The organism is Micromonospora sp. NBC_00330 (assembly GCF_036136635.1).
GTDB classification, from domain to species: Bacteria; Actinomycetota; Actinomycetes; order Mycobacteriales; family Micromonosporaceae; genus Micromonospora; species Micromonospora salmantinae.
This window is the reverse complement of the sequence record NZ_CP108012.1, coordinates 2,455,988-2,470,621: the sequence shown is the minus strand read 5'-3', so window position 1 is coordinate 2,470,621 and position 14,634 is coordinate 2,455,988. Positions and strand designations below refer to the sequence as shown.

The following is a 14,634-nucleotide window of genomic DNA, read 5'->3' as shown; positions in this document are numbered from 1 at the left end:
GCGGCCCGGCCCTGTCGCCGCCCGTGGCCATCAGTCGATGGGTACGCGGGCGGGGCCGGCCCTGTGGCCGCCCGTGGCCGTCATCCGAGGGGTACGCGGGCCACCCCGGACCCGGTCAGGCTGCCCAGCCAGAGGTGGTCGCCGTGCTGGCGTACCCCGGTGATCATCGAGTAGTGCCCGTTCGGACCGTGCAGCGTCCGGTGGACCGTTCCCGCGTCGTCGACAAGCGCGACCAGCCCGTAGCGGCGTGGCTGCGGCTGCATCGCGTCGGGCAGCAGGGCGGCGATCTGGCGCAGCCGCGGGTGGGGCAGCAGCCGTTCGGCGATCGGCACCCGGGGGCTGGGCAGCGCGATCCAGTACGTCCCGTCACCTACCGAGGCGAGATTGTCCGGGTACGCGGGCAGGTCGGCGAGGACCCGCACACCGCCGCTGAGCTCGACCCGCAGGAGGCGGTGGGTGCTGGTCTCCACGAGCATCAGCGCCGACTCGTCCGGGGTCAGCGCGATCCCGTTGGGGAAGTACAGCCCGTCGGTCACCACCTCGGTGCGGCCGCTGCCGGGATGGTGGGCCAGCACCCGACCGTTGGGACGGTGCTCCAGCAGGTCCCGCTTCCAGTGCGAGACCGGAAACCGGTCGGAGCTGTCGGTGAAGTAGATGGTGCCGTCACGGCCCACCGTCGCGTTGTTGGCCAGGTGCACAGGGGGTGCCGTTCCGGTCAGTTCGCGTACCGCGCCGTCCGGGGTGACCCGCAGCAACCCGCGGTACGCGTCGCAGACCACCAGGGCCTCACCGGACGGGTCCAGCTCGATGCCGAGCGGACGGCCCCCGGTCTCCGCCAGCAGGTGGGGTGGGGTGCCGGCCCGCGCGTCGACAGGCCACCACCAGAGCCGACCGTCCTCGTCGCCGCTGATCACCCGCCCGGCGCCGTCGACAAGCACGTCCTCGGGGCCGATGGCGCCCGCGGGGAGGGGTAGCAACTCGGCGTCGTCGAGCCGGCGGTCGGTGGGGGCCCATGGCCCGGCCAGCGCCGGAGGGCTGGTCGCCGGCTCGCGGACGGGGCGGATCAGCCGGGGCGGCCGGGGCCGGGGGATCAGCATCGACCTATTCTCCACCCGAATGCTGGCCGCCCCCAGGGTTCGAGCCCACGCGGCGCGCCGCCCGGGCCCCCTGACTCCACCCCGAGGGGGAGGTGGGGTACCTCGGGGTATGCCCCTGGGCGTACCCGGAATCACTCCGTGGAGGGGCGAAAGTGTCGGAGGTGGCGGCTAGATTTCTGGGCATGGAAGAGCGCAGCGACCGGCTGGACGTGCAGGTCAGCGTGGGTGACCAGATGGTCCTCGTGCGGGTGGCCGGCGAGATCGACATCGCCACCGTGGCCGCGTTCCGGTCCGCGCTGTGGTCCGCGCCGGCCCGCCCGGTGCTTCAACTGGAGTTGTCCGGGCTGCGGCTGCTCTCCGCCGCCGGCGTTCGCACGCTGCTCGCGGCGCATCTGCGCGTGCGGGCCTGCGGTGGCGAGCTGGTCCTGGTCGACCCGAGCCCGGTGGTGGCGCGGGTGCTGCGCGTCAGCGGGCTGCACCGCGTGATGCCGATTCTGGAGCTGACCTCGCCGATCGAGGCCGCGCGTCGCCCGGTGGTCGCGACCACGGACCTGCAACTGGCCGCCTGACCTCGGTCGACGAGGTGGCCGCCACTGTCGCACCCGGGCGCGGGGCCGCCGGCGTGGGCCGGCGACCCCGACAGTCGGTCAGCTCACGCCGAGCAGGTCGACGACGAAGACCAGCGTCTCGCCCGGCTTGATGACGCCGCCGGCACCCCGGTCGCCGTACCCCAGGTGCGGCGGAATGGTCAGGCGGCGGCGACCGCCGACGCGCATGCCGGCGACGCCCTGGTCCCAGCCGGCGATGACCTGACCGCCGCCGAGCGGAAAGTCGAACGCCTCGCCCCGGTTCCACGACGAGTCGAACTCGCCGCCCGTGGAGTGCGACACGCCGACGTAGTGCACGCTGACCAGTTGGCCCGGCTCGGCCTGCGGGCCGTCGCCCACGGTGATGTCCTCGATCACGAGGTCGGCCGGCGGTGCACCCTCGATCGGACCAACCTCGGGCTTGCCCGACTGGGCGCCTGCTGCCTGGGTCATGCGGGGATCTCCTGCCGTGTTGGGTGATGTGTCCGGTCACCGTCGATCCTGCCGGATCACCCCTCACCGATGTGCGGCGGACCCGCAAAGCGCCAGGACCGCCGGCCAGGCCGACCATGAGGAACCGCTCGGACGTTCGACCGCCTCGGTTGCGCAGGCGCCGCCGCGCTCGTCGGGTAGCTGCCAGCTCGTCGTCGTGGGGCCCGACCCCACTTCGTTCGACCGTCCGATGCCCGGTCGGGCGTTCACCTAGGCTCGGAAAGGGCCGGCCGGCCTGGTTGACGGGCGGTGCGCGGTGGTCGATGCGGAGGGCGTCGGTGGCTGAGGCGACGGTCGCGGTCCCGCTGTGGGCCTGGGCGGCGGTCGGCGCGGTGATCGCGGTGTTGCTCGCCGTGGACGTGCTCCTGCACCGGGACAACCACGTCATCGAGCTCCGCGAGGCGCTGCTGTGGAGCGCCGTCTGGATCGGCGCGGGTCTGCTGTTCGGGTTGGTCGTCTGGTGGGGCCTCGGCGGTGACCCGGCCATCGCGTACTTCTCCGGCTACCTGCTGGAGAAGGCGCTCTCGGTGGACAACGTGTTCGTCTTCGCGCTGCTCTTCGGCTACTTCCAGGTGCCGTCGGGCTACCAGCACAAGGTGCTGTTCTGGGGTGTCGTGGGGGCGCTCGTCTTCCGGCTGCTGTTCATCTTCGCCGGTGCCGAGTTGCTGAACCGGCTCGCCTGGGCCGGGTTCGTGCTGGGCGCGTTCCTGATCTGGACCGGCTGGCGGCTGGCCGTACGCGGAAAGCCGGACGTCGACCCGGAACGCAACGTCGTGGTCCGGCTGTTCCGGCGGCTGGTGCCCACCGACGCCCGCTACCACGGCGACCGGTTCACCGCCCGGGTGGCCGGCCGACGGGTGGCGACGTTGCTGCTGGTCGCGCTCGTCGCCATCGAGGCCACCGACGTGGTCTTCGCCATCGACTCGGTGGCGGCGATCCTCGCCATCACCACCAACACCTTCCTGGTCTGGACGGCCACCGCGTTCGCCGTCCTGGGCCTGCGCAGCCTCTACTTCTGCCTCGCCGGCCTGCTGCGCCACTTCGGTTACCTGCGGTACGGGTTGGCGCTGCTACTGGCGTTTGCCGGGCTGAAGCTGATTCTCGCCGAGACGCCGGTGGGCAAGCTGCCGGTCTGGTTGACCCTGGCCGTGGTGCTGCTGACCCTGGTGGTCTCCATCGGCGCCAGCACCCTGGCCGCCCGCCGCCGAACCGACGGCTGAGCCGCCTGGCTGAGCCGCCGGGCCGCTGGCCGAGCCGTTTCGCCGAGCCGCCGGGCCGCGTGCCGACCGCCGGGCGGTGGCCGGGGTCAGCCGACCAGCACCGGCCGGGACAGCTGGTCGGCGAGCAGCGCGGGCGCCTCGGCCAGGGACGGGCCGTACCAGGTGAGGTGCCGCCCGGAGAGCAGGGCGCACGGTACGCCGGGGAACGCCTCCGGCCCGTCGTCGGCGGTGAACCGGTACGGCTCGTCGGGCAGCACCACCAGGTCCGGCTGTCGTTCGCGTAGTTCAGTGAGGGTCGGGCGGGGATAGCGTTCGGGGTGCTCGTCGTAGGCGTTGAGCACCCCGAGGCGGCGCAGCACGTCGCCGGCGAACGTGTCGCCGCCGAGCACCACCCACGGCCGACGCCAGACCGGCACCACCGCGCGGCGGGTCGTCGTCAGCCGGGGTGGTGTGGCCCACGCCCGCCGGGCGGCCCGCAACCAGGCCGGCTCCGTCGGCGCACCCAGTTCGGTGAGCAGGTCGCCCAGCTCGGTCAACGCGCCGGCAACGGTCCGCGGATAGGTCACCCGCACCGGTACGCCGGCCGCCCGCAGCGCCTCCGCGTCGGCCCGGCGGTTCTCCTCGACGTTCAGCAGCACCACGTCCGGACGCAGCGCGCGTACCCGGTCCAGATCGGGGTACTTGCTGCCGCCGACCCGGGCCACGTCGAGCCCGGCCGGGTGGCTGCACCAGTCGGTGGCCCCGACCAGCGCTCCCGGCACTGTCAGCGCGACCGCCTCGGTCAGGGACGGCACCAGCGACACCACCCGCACCCGCGTACTCCCTTCGCCGCCGACACCGACACCGATCATGCCCCTCGGGTCGGCGTCGGGTCAGGGGCGGCCGGCCTCGATGCGGGCGGTCACGTCGAGGTGCGCGGGCTGGCAGTCGGTCGTCGCCGCGAATCGGCGGACCGCGGCGCGAACGTGTTCGCGTACGCCGGCGGTCGGCGCGTCGGCGGTGAGGTCCACCCGGATCCACACGTCGGGGTGCGGTGGCGCGCCGGTGAGCACCACCCGGGCCCGACGTACCCCGGGGTTGCCGGTCAGGTCACGTACCAGCGCGTCGGTGAGGACGTCGGCGGCCAGCCGGGTCCGGCCCGGCCGGCGTCCGGGGCGGCTCAGGGTGCCGCGCAGCGTGCCGTCCGGGCCCCGCAGCTCCCGGGTCAGCAGACGATGCCCGGCCAGCGCGAGCAGCGCTCCGGCGACGGCCGCGGCCACGGTGCTCCACGGCGCGGCGATCCGCCACCTGTCGACTAGTGCGGGGCTGAGCAGCACCGCCGCGGGGTCAGCACCGGGCAAGGTGCCGAGGCTGGCCGTCAGCGCCGCCGCGCCGCCCGCGACCAGCAGTAGCGCGATGATGGTCCACAGCAGTCGGTGTCCGGCGTTGGTCACGCCGGCCGTCGCCGAGGTAGCAGCCGGACGTCGATCCGGGCGGGGCGGGGTGCGGTGAGGTGGCGCAACTCCTGGTGCACGGCGAACTCGATCTCCGCCCGGGCCGCCGGGTCGCCGGTCGCGCGGACCCGGGGGCGCCACTGGCCGCCGCGCCGTCGGACGCGGACCCGGGCGCGGCGGACGCCCGGCACCGCGCTGGCGGCGTCAGCGAGCCGCCGTTCCACACAGCGCCGGTGCAGATACCAGCCGTCGCGTTCGTCGGCGCGCAGGCGGACCGGCGTCCAGCGGCGCAGCTGGGCGACGAGGATGGCCAGGCCCAGTAGGAGAGCCCCGGCGGCCACGGCCCGGACTGTGGGGTCGCGCCACCGGGTGCCGCTCAGCGTTTCGAGCCAGCCGCTGGTGTCGAGCGGTGTCGGTCGGTGCACTGTGAGCAGCAACGCTTGGACGGCCGCCGCCGCTCCACCGAGGAGCAGAGCGGTGGCCAGCAGCAACGAGGCGACCCGGTTGGCGGTGCGCATCTCAGCCGTCCTCCGGTGTGGCGGTGCCGACGCCGGAGGAGTCGACGCCGGGGACGAGCAGGTCGTCCACGGTGACGGTCACCACCGCCACGCTGAGCCCGGTCTGGGCGGCCACCCGTTCGGTGACCACCGCCCGGACCGTCTCGGCGATCGTGGGCACGCTGTGCCCGTACCAGGTGATGAGGTGCAGGTCGAGTCCGACGGACCGGTCATCCAGGCGGACCGCCGCCGGGCGGACGACGGACACGCCCGGCACGAGGCTGGCCGCCTGCACCGCGATCCGCGCGACGTCCGCGGTGTCGCCCGGGCGGCGTTCCGGACCGCTCGTCCCGGCGGCCAGTCCGGTGCTGGGGTTCGTCCCCGCGGACGGGCGGGTGGTCATCGGCGCCGCCGAGCGTCGGCGCGGCGGTCACCGAGACCGGTCACCGCGAGGTCGCCGTCGAGCACCCGGACGACCAGCCAGCCGAGCAGGCCGGCGAGCACGGCGAGGGCGGCGACTCCGACGCCGGCGAGCGCCCAGACCGCCACGGCGAGGAACCCGGCGAGGAAGCCGAACTGCTGTCGCGACATGGTCACCTCCGGGCCGGTCCGGTACCGGCGGTCGCTGGATACACCTGGCGGCCATCTCTGGAACGTCGGCACTGCTGTGATCCCCGTCACAGGAGAAGTCGGTGGCCCATGATCGACCACCTAGACTCGGCCCGGCTCGACGGACCGGCGGATGGATCAGGCAGATGACGAGCAGCGGGAGCGACGAGCGCGGTTGGCTGCGGGCGATGCCCGCCGAGTCGGGGCGCGACGCGCTGCTCAGCCGCGCCGGCCATCGGGTCCTGGCGGCCCGCCGGCTCACTGATCTGGTCCAGGGCCGCCCGCCCGGCGTCACCGGCAGCCAGTGGACCTCGGCGAGCCGCGCCAGCTTCGATGTCGTGGTCCACGCCGCCGACACCGGCCGTCCGGTCGTCGCCGTGCAGATCGGCCCGGTGCCGTCTCCCGGTTCGGCGGAGCAGCGCGTGGAGCGACTCACGGACGCGGTGAGCGCGGCAGCCGGCCTGCCCGTTCTGCGGATCGGGTCGTCCACGTTGAGCGCCGCCGAGCACGGGCGCCGCCTGGTCGAGTACGTGATCGACGCGCGCGCCTACGCCGCGGGCGGGGCCTCCGCCGCCGGGACCGAACCGGCGCCGGTGGGCTTCCGGGACATCCTCGGACGATTGCCGGACGGGCGTACCGGGCCGGTCAACGACCTCGGCGCGCTGACCCGCGCTGCGGCGGTCGAGGCGTACGTGGCCGGGCGGGTGGCCGACCCGATCGTGCGAGGGCTGCACGTCCGCTGGGTGGACGGGCCGGCGCAGGGGTGGAGTTGGGTGCAGGTACGCCCCGACGCGTGCCTCGTCGAGGAGGTCTCGGTGACCGAACACCGTTTCTCCTGCGGCATCGACGCGGCCCGGCTGGCCGAGGATCTCGCCGCCGTCGCCGTGGGGGAACGACTGCGGGAGAGCGCCGTCGCCGACCTGCTGCCGCGCGCCGAGTGGACCGCGCAGATCGCCGCGCTGAGCGAGCGCCGCCACGAACTGGTCGGCGGGTTCGCCTTCGACCACCTCTGCGCCGACTGACCAGCGCCCGTTTCACCTGCTGATCCCTGCTCCGCGCCGGCTCCGTGTCGGGTCGCGGCAATTTCCTGTGCGTCTGTTGAACCTTCCCGGCCGCCGCCCCGTACTCCTGCGCGAATGAACAGGATCTCCCCATCCGCGTCCACCGGGCGCGGGAGACGGTGCGGAAAGGGCATCGTCGGCCATCGACGCATTACCGGGTAGGTCACGGTGGGTCGCCACCGCGGCGTGCCACCTCACATCCGTCGGTCCGCCGAGGGCAGAAATCCACTACCGGATCGAGAAGGAGAGCAATTCGATGCGCAGGTCCACTCGGGCGCGCCGGCCTTCCGGCAACGCGCGGAGCAAGCGTCTGCTGGCAGTTGTCGGCACGCTCGCGGTCTTCGGCGGAGTTGTCGCCGTGACTCAGATTTCGTCGGCCCAGGACCGGCGGACAAATAAGCCACGTCCGGCTTCCGGGCAGTGCGTGGAGCCGAGCCCCGGCGCTACCGCGCCGACCGGTGGCGGCTCGACCAGCCGGACCTGGCAGAACGGTCGGTGGGTGCGTAATCACTGGGGTGACGGACAGCAGTCCGTTCCCGAGTGTGAGGACGGCAAGGACGGCACTGTGGGCACCGGCACGGCCATCGCCTGTCCGGACGTGACGGCCAAACTGCCGCAGGTGCCGAACCGGGCTCGGGCCGAGGTGGACCGCAACCTCGCCCAGTTGCAGACCCAGATCGCCGAGGCGGACCGCCGGCTCGCCGCCGAGGGCAACAAGGGTGAGGCGTTCATCCGCACCGCGATCCTCCAGCCGTTGGCCGGCAAGCGCCGCGCCGTGCTGGACCGGATCACGACCGCCATCGACCGGGTCGGACCCCGGCCGCAGGGCCTCGCGCAGCTCGCCGAGTGCCAGGTGCAGCCCACCGGCGGCACGGGCGGCAACAACGGCGGCGGCACCACGCCCACCACCACCCCCGGCGGTGGCAACAACGGCGGTGGCAACAACGGTGGCGGTAACAACGGTGGCGGCAACAACGGCGGCGGCACCGAGCCCGGCGCCGGGCTCGGCGTGCTCGCCAACGACTGCGACGAGAGCCGGCTCCAGCCACACGACGGTTTCCAGAACGGCAACCGCTGCGTGAGCACCGAGTTCGGTGAGGTCGGCGCGGCGGCCAACAACCCGTCGCTGCTGATCACCCAGTTCCCCGAGCAGGTCGGCCAGAACCAGGCCTTCACCCTGCGGGTCAGCACCCGCAACCTGGTCCGGGACCGTTTCCTGGCCGCCGGTCAGGGTGGCTACTACGTGGAGAGCTCGCTCCTCAACGACCAGGGCCTGGTCCGCGGTCACTTCCACACCGCCTGCCGGATGCTGGACAGCCTGACCGCTCCGCCGGAGCCGCAGGAGGTGCCCGCGTTCTTCGTCGCGACCGAGGACGGCCGCGGTGGCGCCCAGCCCGACGAGGTGACGATTCAGATTCCGGGCCTGCCGGAGTCCGGTACCGCCCAGTGCTCCGTCTGGGCCGGTGACGGCTCGCACCGCCTGCCGATGATGGAGCGGGCCAACCAGACCCCCGCCTTCGACTCGGTGCGCATCGACGTCAACTGAGCTGACGTACCAACGGCGGCCGGCCATCCGGGGCGACAACCCGGGGTGGCCGGCCGCCGCTTCGTTTCGGGCGTCCGGACAGACGACGGGGCCCCGCCGTTTCCGGCGGGGCCCCGTCGAGTCGCGTCAGCGGCTCTTGTACGCCTCGACGACCTCAACCGGGATCCGGCCGCGCTCGGAAATCTTGTAGCCGTTCTTGACGGCCCATTCCCGGATCGCCCGGTTCTGCTCGCGATCCATTCCCGCGCCGGTGGGTCGCCCGGGCCGCCGGACTGAACGGGTGCTCTCCACCGGACCGCGCCCGATCCGCCGACCCGCATTGATGTACGGATCGAGCGCCTTGCGCAGGACGCCGGCATTCTCGTCGGAGACATCGATCGTGTAGGCCACGCCGTCGAGACTGAACTCAACCGTCCGGTCGGCCTTCCCACCGTCGAGGTCGTCGGTCAGGACCGTGATTACTTTTCTCGCCATTGCCGATTACTCCCTGTGTGCGGCGGGATGTGTCCAAAGTCTGACCTACCACCCCGGTAATCCGCAACAATATGCCTTCCATTCATTCGGCGCGTCGCGATTCCGTTACCGAGCAAAACCGTGAATCGGTTCGGTGCCGAGGCTTCATTCCCCGAGGATGCCGCTGTGACCGGCGACGGCAGCCGCCTCGGCCCGGTTCGAGACCCGCAACTTGCGCAGCAACGCGGCGGTCATCCGTTTCACCGTCCGTTCGGAGACGTGCAGTTCTTCGGCGATGTCGACGGTGCTGCGGCCGGCGGCGATCGCTCGCAGCAGTCGCCGTTCCTCGCCGTCCAGGTCGACGGACGCGAAGCGCGTGGGTCGCAGCATGGCGCGCAGCAGTTCGGCCGGCAGCACCGCCCAGCCGTCGAGGATCGCCAGCAGCGGGGGCAGCAGCTCCTCCGGTTCGCTGGTCTTGGGCAGGAACCCCTCGGCGCCGGCCCGCAGCGCCTCCACCGCTGGCTCTGGGTCGTCGGAACCGGACATCGCGACCACGCGTACCCGTGGGGTGGTCCGCCGGATCGCGGCCACCGCCCGGATGCCGCCGGGCGGCGGCATGTGCAGGTCGACCAGGGCCAGGTCGGGGCAGTAGTTGCTGACCAGGGCCGCCGCCGCTGCCGCGTCGCCGGTCGAGGCGACCACCTCGGCCCGGCCGTTGGTGGTGATCGGGAGCAGCAACTCCAGGCCGCGGACGAAAAGGGGGTGATCGTCCACGACGACGAGTCGCAAGGTGGAGGCTCCCGGCATGTCTGCGCCGTTCCCCAGCGGGTACCGATCATGCGGGTTCGCACCGAACGAGGGGAGTCGGGTGGATGCGCGTACGGCACGGTTTGCGGGACCTGCTGCGAGGGTTGCGCCCCATTGAGCCGACACCCGGCGAGAGACGGCCGGCGGCGGCCGATTCGGAGTTGCTGCTGCGGGTGTTGTGCCACGAGTTCCGGACGCCGATCAGCACCCTGACCTCGCTGACCCGCGCGCTGGCCGACGAGCGTCGGGAGCTGACCGGGGACGATCGGCGGGCGATCAGTGAGCTGGCCCGCGACCAGGCCGCCCACCTGCAGAGCCTGCTGCGCGACGCGACCGCCGGCACCGGCGTGCTGACGCCGACCTCGCAGCCGGAGCCGGCCGTCGCGCTGTCGGGCATCCTGCGGGAGGCCGCCGCGTTGGTGCCGGTCGGACGTCGGCGGGCGCGGGCCACCCGGGAGGCGGCCTCCTGCCCGGTGCCGGCCGGACGAACCAGACAGGTGCTGGTCAACCTGGTGCAGAACGCGTTGCGGCACGGGCCGCCGGACGGACAGGTCGGGCTCTACGCCACAGTGCGCGGCCCCGGTCTGAGCATCCTGGTCACCGACGAGGGTCGGGTCGACGATGCGCTGCTGGTGGCGCTGCGGCGTCCGGCGCCGGCCGTCGGGATGTCCGGTCTGGGCCTGTGGATCGCGCGGCAGCTCGTCGCGACGGATGGGGGAGCGTTGCGGGCGCACCGGCTACGGCCCCGTGGAGTGGCGCTGGAGGTGCTGCTGCCGATGGCTCGCCCGGTGCGCTGACCCGGGCGGGACACCGGTTGGCCCGCTCGGGTCATCGGGGCGGGAACGGCCTCGCTACCTATTTGCGGTACCGAGGAGGTTGGATGTTCAGCCACGTCAAGGATCTGCAGTTCGAAGCCAAGCCGGACGGCCCGGATGCGGCGTTCGCCCGCCGGTTGCAGGAGGTGCTGGGCGGCAAGTGGGGCGAGATGACGGTCGCCAACCAGTATCTCTTCCAGGGTTGGAACTGCCGCCTGCCCGGGAAGTACAAGGATCTGCTGCTCGACGTCGGCACGGAGGAGATGGGCCACGTCGAGATGATCGTCACGATGATCACCCGGCTGTTGGACAACGCGCCGCTGTCGCTGACCGAGGGGATCGCGGAGGATCCCGGTGGTGCCGCGACCTACGCCGGTGAGAACCCGGCGCACTTCATCCACGGCGGGGGTGGGGCCCTGCCCACCGATTCCAACGGGGTGCCCTGGAACGGCGCGTTCATCACCGCCAGCGGCAACCTGTTGGCCGATTTTCAGCTCAACGTCACCGCCGAGGCGCAGGGTCGGCTCCAGGTCGCCCGGTTGTTCCACATGACCGACGACCCGGGCGTCAAGCAGATGCTGCGCTTCCTGCTGGCCCGCGACACCATGCACCAGAACATGTGGCTGGCGGCGATCGAGCAGCTCAAGGAGGACGGGCTGGAGGAGATGCCCGTGCCGGAGGCGTTTCCGGACTCGGGCGAGTTCACCGCGGAGTACGGCTACACCTACCTGGGTTTCTCGTCGGGCACGGACGCCGCCCAGGGGCGCTGGGCGTCCGGGCCGTCGCCGGACGGCAAGGGCGAGTTCCGGTACGACGACAACCCGCGGGCGAACGCGCCGGAACCGGTGCTGCCTCCGGGTGACCCTCGGTTGTACGGCACCAACCCGGGGGTGGCCGGCTCGGTGGTGAACACGGTGAAGAGCAAGCTCACCTGAGGTGCCTCGTCGGGTCGCCCGCCGGTCCCGGGCGGCCCGACGGACCGGGGAGAAGAGTGGTCTGGGTCACAGGCCGGAACAAGGGGAACGCTTTGTTACTTGAGTGAGACACGCTCAACTCAACGCGATGGCAGGTGTTCGATGGCAACTCTTCCGGTACTTCCCCTGACCGACGCCGTGCTGCTGCCCGGGATGGTCATCCCGGTAACCCTCGACCCCACCACCCAGGCCGCGATCGACGCGGCGCGGGCGACCGGCGACCGCAAGCTGCTGGCCGTGCCGCGCATCGACGGCGAGTACGGCCCGGTGGGCGTGGTCGCCACCATCGAAAAGGTCGGCCGGCTGCCCGAGGGTGAGCCCGCCGCCGTGATCCGTGGCCTGTCCCGGGCCCGGATCGGCTCCGGCGTGCCCGGCCCCGGCGCCGCCCTCTGGGTCGAGGCGACCGAACTCGACGAACCCGCCTACGCCGGTCGGGCCCGGGAACTCGCCCGCGAGTACCGCGCCCTGGTGACCTCCGTGCTCCAGCAGCGGGGCGCCTGGCAGGTCATCGACGCGGTGGAGCGGATGACCGACCTCTCCGAGCTGGCCGACTCGGCCGGTTACGCGCCCTGGCTGACGCTGGAGCAGAAGACCGAGCTGCTCGCCGCGCCGGACGTCACCGCCCGGCTGGAGCTGCTGGTCGGCTGGGTGAAGGACTACCTGGCCGAGCAGGAGGTCACCGAGCAGATCAACAGTGACGTTCGCGAGGGGCTGGAGAAGTCCCAGCGCGAGTTCCTGCTGCGCCAGCAGCTCGCCGCGATCCGCAAGGAACTGGGCGAGGACGAGCCGGACGGCTCCGCCGACTACCGGTCCCGCGTCGAGTCCGCCGAGCTGCCGGAGAAGGTACGCGAGGCGGCCATGCGCGAGGTCGGCAAGCTGGAACGGGCCAGCGACGCCTCCCCGGAGGCGGGCTGGATCCGTACCTGGCTGGACACCGTGCTCGAGATGCCGTGGGGCACGCGTACCGAGGACAACACCGACCTGGCCGCGGCCCGGGCGGTGCTCGACGCCGACCACGCCGGCCTGGCCGACGTGAAGGACCGCATCCTGGAGTACCTGGCGGTGCGCAACCGGCGTGCCGAGCGCAACCTCGGTGTGGTCAGCGGTCGCGGCTCCGGCGCGGTGCTCGCCCTCGCCGGTCCTCCCGGGGTGGGTAAGACCAGCCTCGGCGAGTCCGTGGCGCGGGCGCTCGGGCGTAACTTCGTCCGGGTCTCGCTCGGCGGCGTCCGCGACGAGGCGGAGATCCGCGGGCACCGGCGTACGTACGTGGGGGCATTGCCCGGTCGGATCGTCCGCGCGCTGCGCGAGGCCGGTTCGATGAACCCGGTCGTGCTCCTCGACGAGGTGGACAAGCTGGCCGCCGGCTACGCCGGCGACCCGGCCGCCGCCCTGCTGGAGGTGCTCGACCCGGCGCAGAACCACACCTTCCGGGATCACTACCTGGAGGTCGACCTCGACCTGTCCGACGTGCTCTTCCTGGCCACCGCCAACGTGGTGGAGTCCATCCCCGGCCCCCTGCTGGACCGGATGGAGCTGGTCACCCTGGACGGGTACACCGAGGACGAGAAGGTCGCCATCGCCCGCGACCACCTGCTGCCCCGGCAGCGGGAGCGGGCCGGCCTGACCGTCGACGAGGTCACCGTCGCCGACGAGGCTCTCGCGCTGATCGCGGGGGAGTACACCCGGGAGGCCGGCGTCCGGCAGCTCGAGCGGGCCCTGGCCAAGATCCTGCGCAAGGTGGCGGTGACGCTGGCGACGGACCCGACGCCGGCACGCGTGGGCACCGACAACCTCGCCGGTTACCTGGGTCGGCCGAAGTTCACACCGGAGTCGGCCGAGCGCACCGCGGTGCCCGGCGTGGCCACCGGTCTGGCCGTCACGGGCACCGGCGGGGACGTGCTCTTCATCGAGGCGACCAGCATGGAGGGCGAGCCGGGGCTGACCCTGACCGGCCAGCTCGGTGACGTGATGAAGGAGTCGGCGCAGATCGCGCTCTCCTACCTGCGCTCCAACGGGCGGCGGTTCGGCATCGACCCGAACGCTCTCGCGGGACGCCGGATCCACGTCCACTTCCCGGCGGGCGCGGTCCCCAAGGACGGTCCGAGCGCCGGCATCACCATGGTCACGGCCCTGGCGTCGCTGGTCACCGGTCGCCCGGTCCGCCCCGAGTTCGGGATGACCGGTGAGGTGACGCTCTCCGGCCGGGTGCTGCCGATCGGTGGGGTGAAGCAGAAGCTGCTCGCCGCGCACCGTGCCGGCCTCACCGAGGTGATCATCCCGGCGCGCAACGAGCCCGACCTGGACGACCTGCCGACCGAGGTGCGCGAGGCGCTGACCGTGCACACCCTGGCCGACGTGGCCGACGTGCTCGCCCTGGCGCTGCGCCCGGCCGACGTGAAGACGCTGGACGGTCCGGCGCTCTTCGCGGTCTGACGCTCCGACCATCCGGGCCCCCGCCGTCTCCCGACGGCGGGGGCCCTTTCGGTACGCGGGGGAAGGTCTACTGTCTCGTCTGCACCGTCAACCACCTCTCCGCCGCGAGGCGGCCCCCTGGAGGAACCCCCGTGAACGTGGTGCTCTGGATCATTCAGATCCTGCTCGCCGCCGTCTTCGCCGGCGTCGGACTGGCCAAGCTGAGCCAGCCCAAGGAGAAGTTGCGCGACGTGATGCGGTGGGTGGACCCGGTGCCGCCGTCGCAGGTCAAGGCGCTCGGCGCTGTCGAGTTGCTGGCCGCCGCCGGGCTCGTGCTGCCCGCTGCCACCGGCATCGCCACGGTGCTCACCCCGCTCGCCGCCGTCGGACTGGTCATCGTCATGATCGGCGGCCTCCTGGTGCACCTGCGCGCCCGCAAGCAGCAGACCACCCAGGACGGACGTCGCACCGAGATCCAGGGCGCTGTCGCCTGCGCCGTGCTGCTCGTCCTCGCCGCCGTGGTGGCCTGGGGCCGTTTCGGCCCGTACGCCCTCTGATCCGCGTCGGCCGGCACGCGACAATGCACAGTAGAGTCTGCCCGCCGCTCGATGTGGCACTCCACGGGGGAGAG

17 protein-coding genes are annotated in these 14,634 nt (G+C 72.6%); 8 read left to right on the top strand and 9 right to left on the bottom strand.

Annotation, left to right across the window (positions count from 1 at the left end; genetic code table 11):
- Positions 1–80: 80 nt before the first annotated feature.
- Positions 81–1,097, bottom strand: coding sequence for an SMP-30/gluconolactonase/LRE family protein (locus tag OG598_RS10930; protein ID WP_328654309.1), 1,017 nt, complete (start codon positions 1,095–1,097; stop codon positions 81–83).
- 182 nt (positions 1,098–1,279) lie between these two features.
- On the opposite strand from OG598_RS10930, the gene OG598_RS10925 reads away from it, so the two are divergent.
- A complete protein-coding gene (locus OG598_RS10925) occupies positions 1,280–1,666 on the top strand; it encodes an STAS domain-containing protein (protein ID WP_328654308.1) in 387 nt (128 codons plus the stop codon).
- 78 nt (positions 1,667–1,744) lie between these two features.
- Here the strand turns inward: OG598_RS10925 and OG598_RS10920 are convergent, their stop codons facing one another.
- A complete protein-coding gene (locus tag OG598_RS10920; RefSeq protein ID WP_238685740.1) occupies positions 1,745–2,137 on the bottom strand; it encodes an FKBP-type peptidyl-prolyl cis-trans isomerase in 393 nt (130 codons plus the stop codon).
- Between the two features lie 302 nt (positions 2,138–2,439).
- Here OG598_RS10920 and OG598_RS10915 point away from each other — a divergent pair, with 302 nt between their 5' ends.
- On the top strand, positions 2,440–3,396 hold the full coding sequence (locus OG598_RS10915; protein ID WP_442931466.1) for a TerC/Alx family metal homeostasis membrane protein: 957 nt from the start codon (positions 2,440–2,442) through the stop codon (positions 3,394–3,396).
- 86 nt (positions 3,397–3,482) lie between these two features.
- Here the strand turns inward: OG598_RS10915 and OG598_RS10910 are convergent, their stop codons facing one another.
- Genes OG598_RS10910 through OG598_RS10890 form a run of 5 tightly spaced genes read right to left on the bottom strand, consistent with a single transcriptional unit; the run spans position 3,483 to position 5,917 of the window.
- Positions 3,483–4,208, bottom strand: coding sequence for a helical backbone metal receptor (locus tag OG598_RS10910; RefSeq protein ID WP_328654306.1), 726 nt, complete (start codon positions 4,206–4,208; stop codon positions 3,483–3,485).
- Between the two features lie 60 nt (positions 4,209–4,268).
- Positions 4,269–4,829, bottom strand: a complete 561-nt coding sequence (locus OG598_RS10905; RefSeq protein ID WP_328654305.1) for a hypothetical protein — start codon at positions 4,827–4,829, stop codon at positions 4,269–4,271.
- On the bottom strand, positions 4,826–5,347 hold the full coding sequence (locus OG598_RS10900) for a DUF6286 domain-containing protein (protein ID WP_328654304.1): 522 nt from the start codon (positions 5,345–5,347) through the stop codon (positions 4,826–4,828). Before OG598_RS10900 ends, OG598_RS10905 begins: the two co-directional genes overlap by 4 nt.
- Position 5,348: 1 nt before the next feature.
- The gene (locus tag OG598_RS10895) at positions 5,349–5,729 is read right to left on the bottom strand and encodes an Asp23/Gls24 family envelope stress response protein (RefSeq protein WP_328654303.1); all 381 of its coding nucleotides are present in this window, start codon (positions 5,727–5,729) and stop codon (positions 5,349–5,351) included.
- Entirely contained in the window at positions 5,726–5,917 is a 192-nt protein-coding gene (locus OG598_RS10890) for a hypothetical protein (protein ID WP_146754562.1), read from the bottom strand. The genes OG598_RS10895 and OG598_RS10890 overlap by 4 nt, the downstream gene beginning before the upstream one ends.
- Positions 5,918–6,081: 164 nt before the next feature.
- On the opposite strand from OG598_RS10890, the gene OG598_RS10885 reads away from it, so the two are divergent.
- Positions 6,082–6,957: a hypothetical protein gene (locus OG598_RS10885; protein ID WP_328654302.1), complete on the top strand. Its 876-nt coding sequence runs from the start codon at positions 6,082–6,084 to the stop codon at positions 6,955–6,957.
- A 295-nt stretch (positions 6,958–7,252) separates the two neighbouring features.
- Positions 7,253–8,542 carry a hypothetical protein gene (locus OG598_RS10880; RefSeq protein ID WP_328654301.1) on the top strand — a complete coding sequence of 430 codons (1,290 nt, stop codon included), beginning with the start codon at positions 7,253–7,255 and terminating at the stop codon, positions 8,540–8,542.
- 126 nt (positions 8,543–8,668) lie between these two features.
- On the opposite strand, the gene OG598_RS10875 is transcribed toward OG598_RS10880, so the two are convergent.
- Together OG598_RS10875 and OG598_RS10870 are read right to left on the bottom strand one after the other, a co-directional pair.
- Positions 8,669–9,016, bottom strand: a complete 348-nt coding sequence (locus tag OG598_RS10875) for a histone-like nucleoid-structuring protein Lsr2 (RefSeq protein ID WP_210784867.1) — start codon at positions 9,014–9,016, stop codon at positions 8,669–8,671.
- 144 nt (positions 9,017–9,160) lie between these two features.
- The gene (locus tag OG598_RS10870; RefSeq protein WP_328654300.1) at positions 9,161–9,769 is read right to left on the bottom strand and encodes a response regulator transcription factor; all 609 of its coding nucleotides are present in this window, start codon (positions 9,767–9,769) and stop codon (positions 9,161–9,163) included.
- Positions 9,770–9,867: 98 nt separating this feature from the next.
- Here OG598_RS10870 and OG598_RS10865 point away from each other — a divergent pair, with 98 nt between their 5' ends.
- The 4 genes from OG598_RS10865 to OG598_RS10850 all read left to right on the top strand — a co-directional run bounded on the left by OG598_RS10865 (position 9,868) and on the right by OG598_RS10850 (position 14,560).
- Positions 9,868–10,599, top strand: coding sequence for a sensor histidine kinase (locus tag OG598_RS10865; RefSeq protein ID WP_328654299.1), 732 nt, complete (start codon positions 9,868–9,870; stop codon positions 10,597–10,599).
- An 83-nt stretch (positions 10,600–10,682) separates the two neighbouring features.
- Positions 10,683–11,552, top strand: coding sequence for a manganese catalase family protein (locus OG598_RS10860; RefSeq protein ID WP_328654298.1), 870 nt, complete (start codon positions 10,683–10,685; stop codon positions 11,550–11,552).
- 141 nt (positions 11,553–11,693) lie between these two features.
- Complete coding sequence (gene lon, locus OG598_RS10855; protein WP_328654297.1) at positions 11,694–14,024, top strand: endopeptidase La; 2,331 nt, start codon at positions 11,694–11,696, stop codon at positions 14,022–14,024.
- A gap of 131 nt (positions 14,025–14,155) precedes the next feature.
- Entirely contained in the window at positions 14,156–14,560 is a 405-nt protein-coding gene (locus OG598_RS10850) for a DoxX family protein (RefSeq protein ID WP_328654296.1), read from the top strand.
- Positions 14,561–14,634 lie beyond the last annotated feature (74 nt).

What these genes read in the sequence shown, in the direction of transcription:
- OG598_RS10900 (WP_328654304.1), bottom strand. Translation starts at nt 5,347, where the DNA reads ATGCGCACCGCCAACCGGGTCGCCTCGTTGCTGCTGGCCACCGCTCTG.
- OG598_RS10915 (WP_442931466.1), top strand. Translation starts at nt 2,440, where the DNA reads ATGCGGAGGGCGTCGGTGGCTGAGGCGACGGTCGCGGTCCCGCTGTGG.
- OG598_RS10865 (WP_328654299.1), top strand. Translation starts at nt 9,868, where the DNA reads ATGCGCGTACGGCACGGTTTGCGGGACCTGCTGCGAGGGTTGCGCCCC.
- OG598_RS10875 (WP_210784867.1), bottom strand. Translation starts at nt 9,016, where the DNA reads ATGGCGAGAAAAGTAATCACGGTCCTGACCGACGACCTCGACGGTGGG.
- OG598_RS10920 (WP_238685740.1), bottom strand. Translation starts at nt 2,137, where the DNA reads ATGACCCAGGCAGCAGGCGCCCAGTCGGGCAAGCCCGAGGTTGGTCCG.
- OG598_RS10880 (WP_328654301.1), top strand. Translation starts at nt 7,253, where the DNA reads ATGCGCAGGTCCACTCGGGCGCGCCGGCCTTCCGGCAACGCGCGGAGC.
- lon (WP_328654297.1), top strand. Translation starts at nt 11,694, where the DNA reads ATGGCAACTCTTCCGGTACTTCCCCTGACCGACGCCGTGCTGCTGCCC.
- OG598_RS10890 (WP_146754562.1), bottom strand. Translation starts at nt 5,917, where the DNA reads ATGTCGCGACAGCAGTTCGGCTTCCTCGCCGGGTTCCTCGCCGTGGCG.
- OG598_RS10925 (WP_328654308.1), top strand. Translation starts at nt 1,280, where the DNA reads ATGGAAGAGCGCAGCGACCGGCTGGACGTGCAGGTCAGCGTGGGTGAC.
- OG598_RS10885 (WP_328654302.1), top strand. Translation starts at nt 6,082, where the DNA reads ATGACGAGCAGCGGGAGCGACGAGCGCGGTTGGCTGCGGGCGATGCCC.
- OG598_RS10895 (WP_328654303.1), bottom strand. Translation starts at nt 5,729, where the DNA reads ATGACCACCCGCCCGTCCGCGGGGACGAACCCCAGCACCGGACTGGCC.
- OG598_RS10930 (WP_328654309.1), bottom strand. Translation starts at nt 1,097, where the DNA reads ATGCTGATCCCCCGGCCCCGGCCGCCCCGGCTGATCCGCCCCGTCCGC.
- OG598_RS10860 (WP_328654298.1), top strand. Translation starts at nt 10,683, where the DNA reads ATGTTCAGCCACGTCAAGGATCTGCAGTTCGAAGCCAAGCCGGACGGC.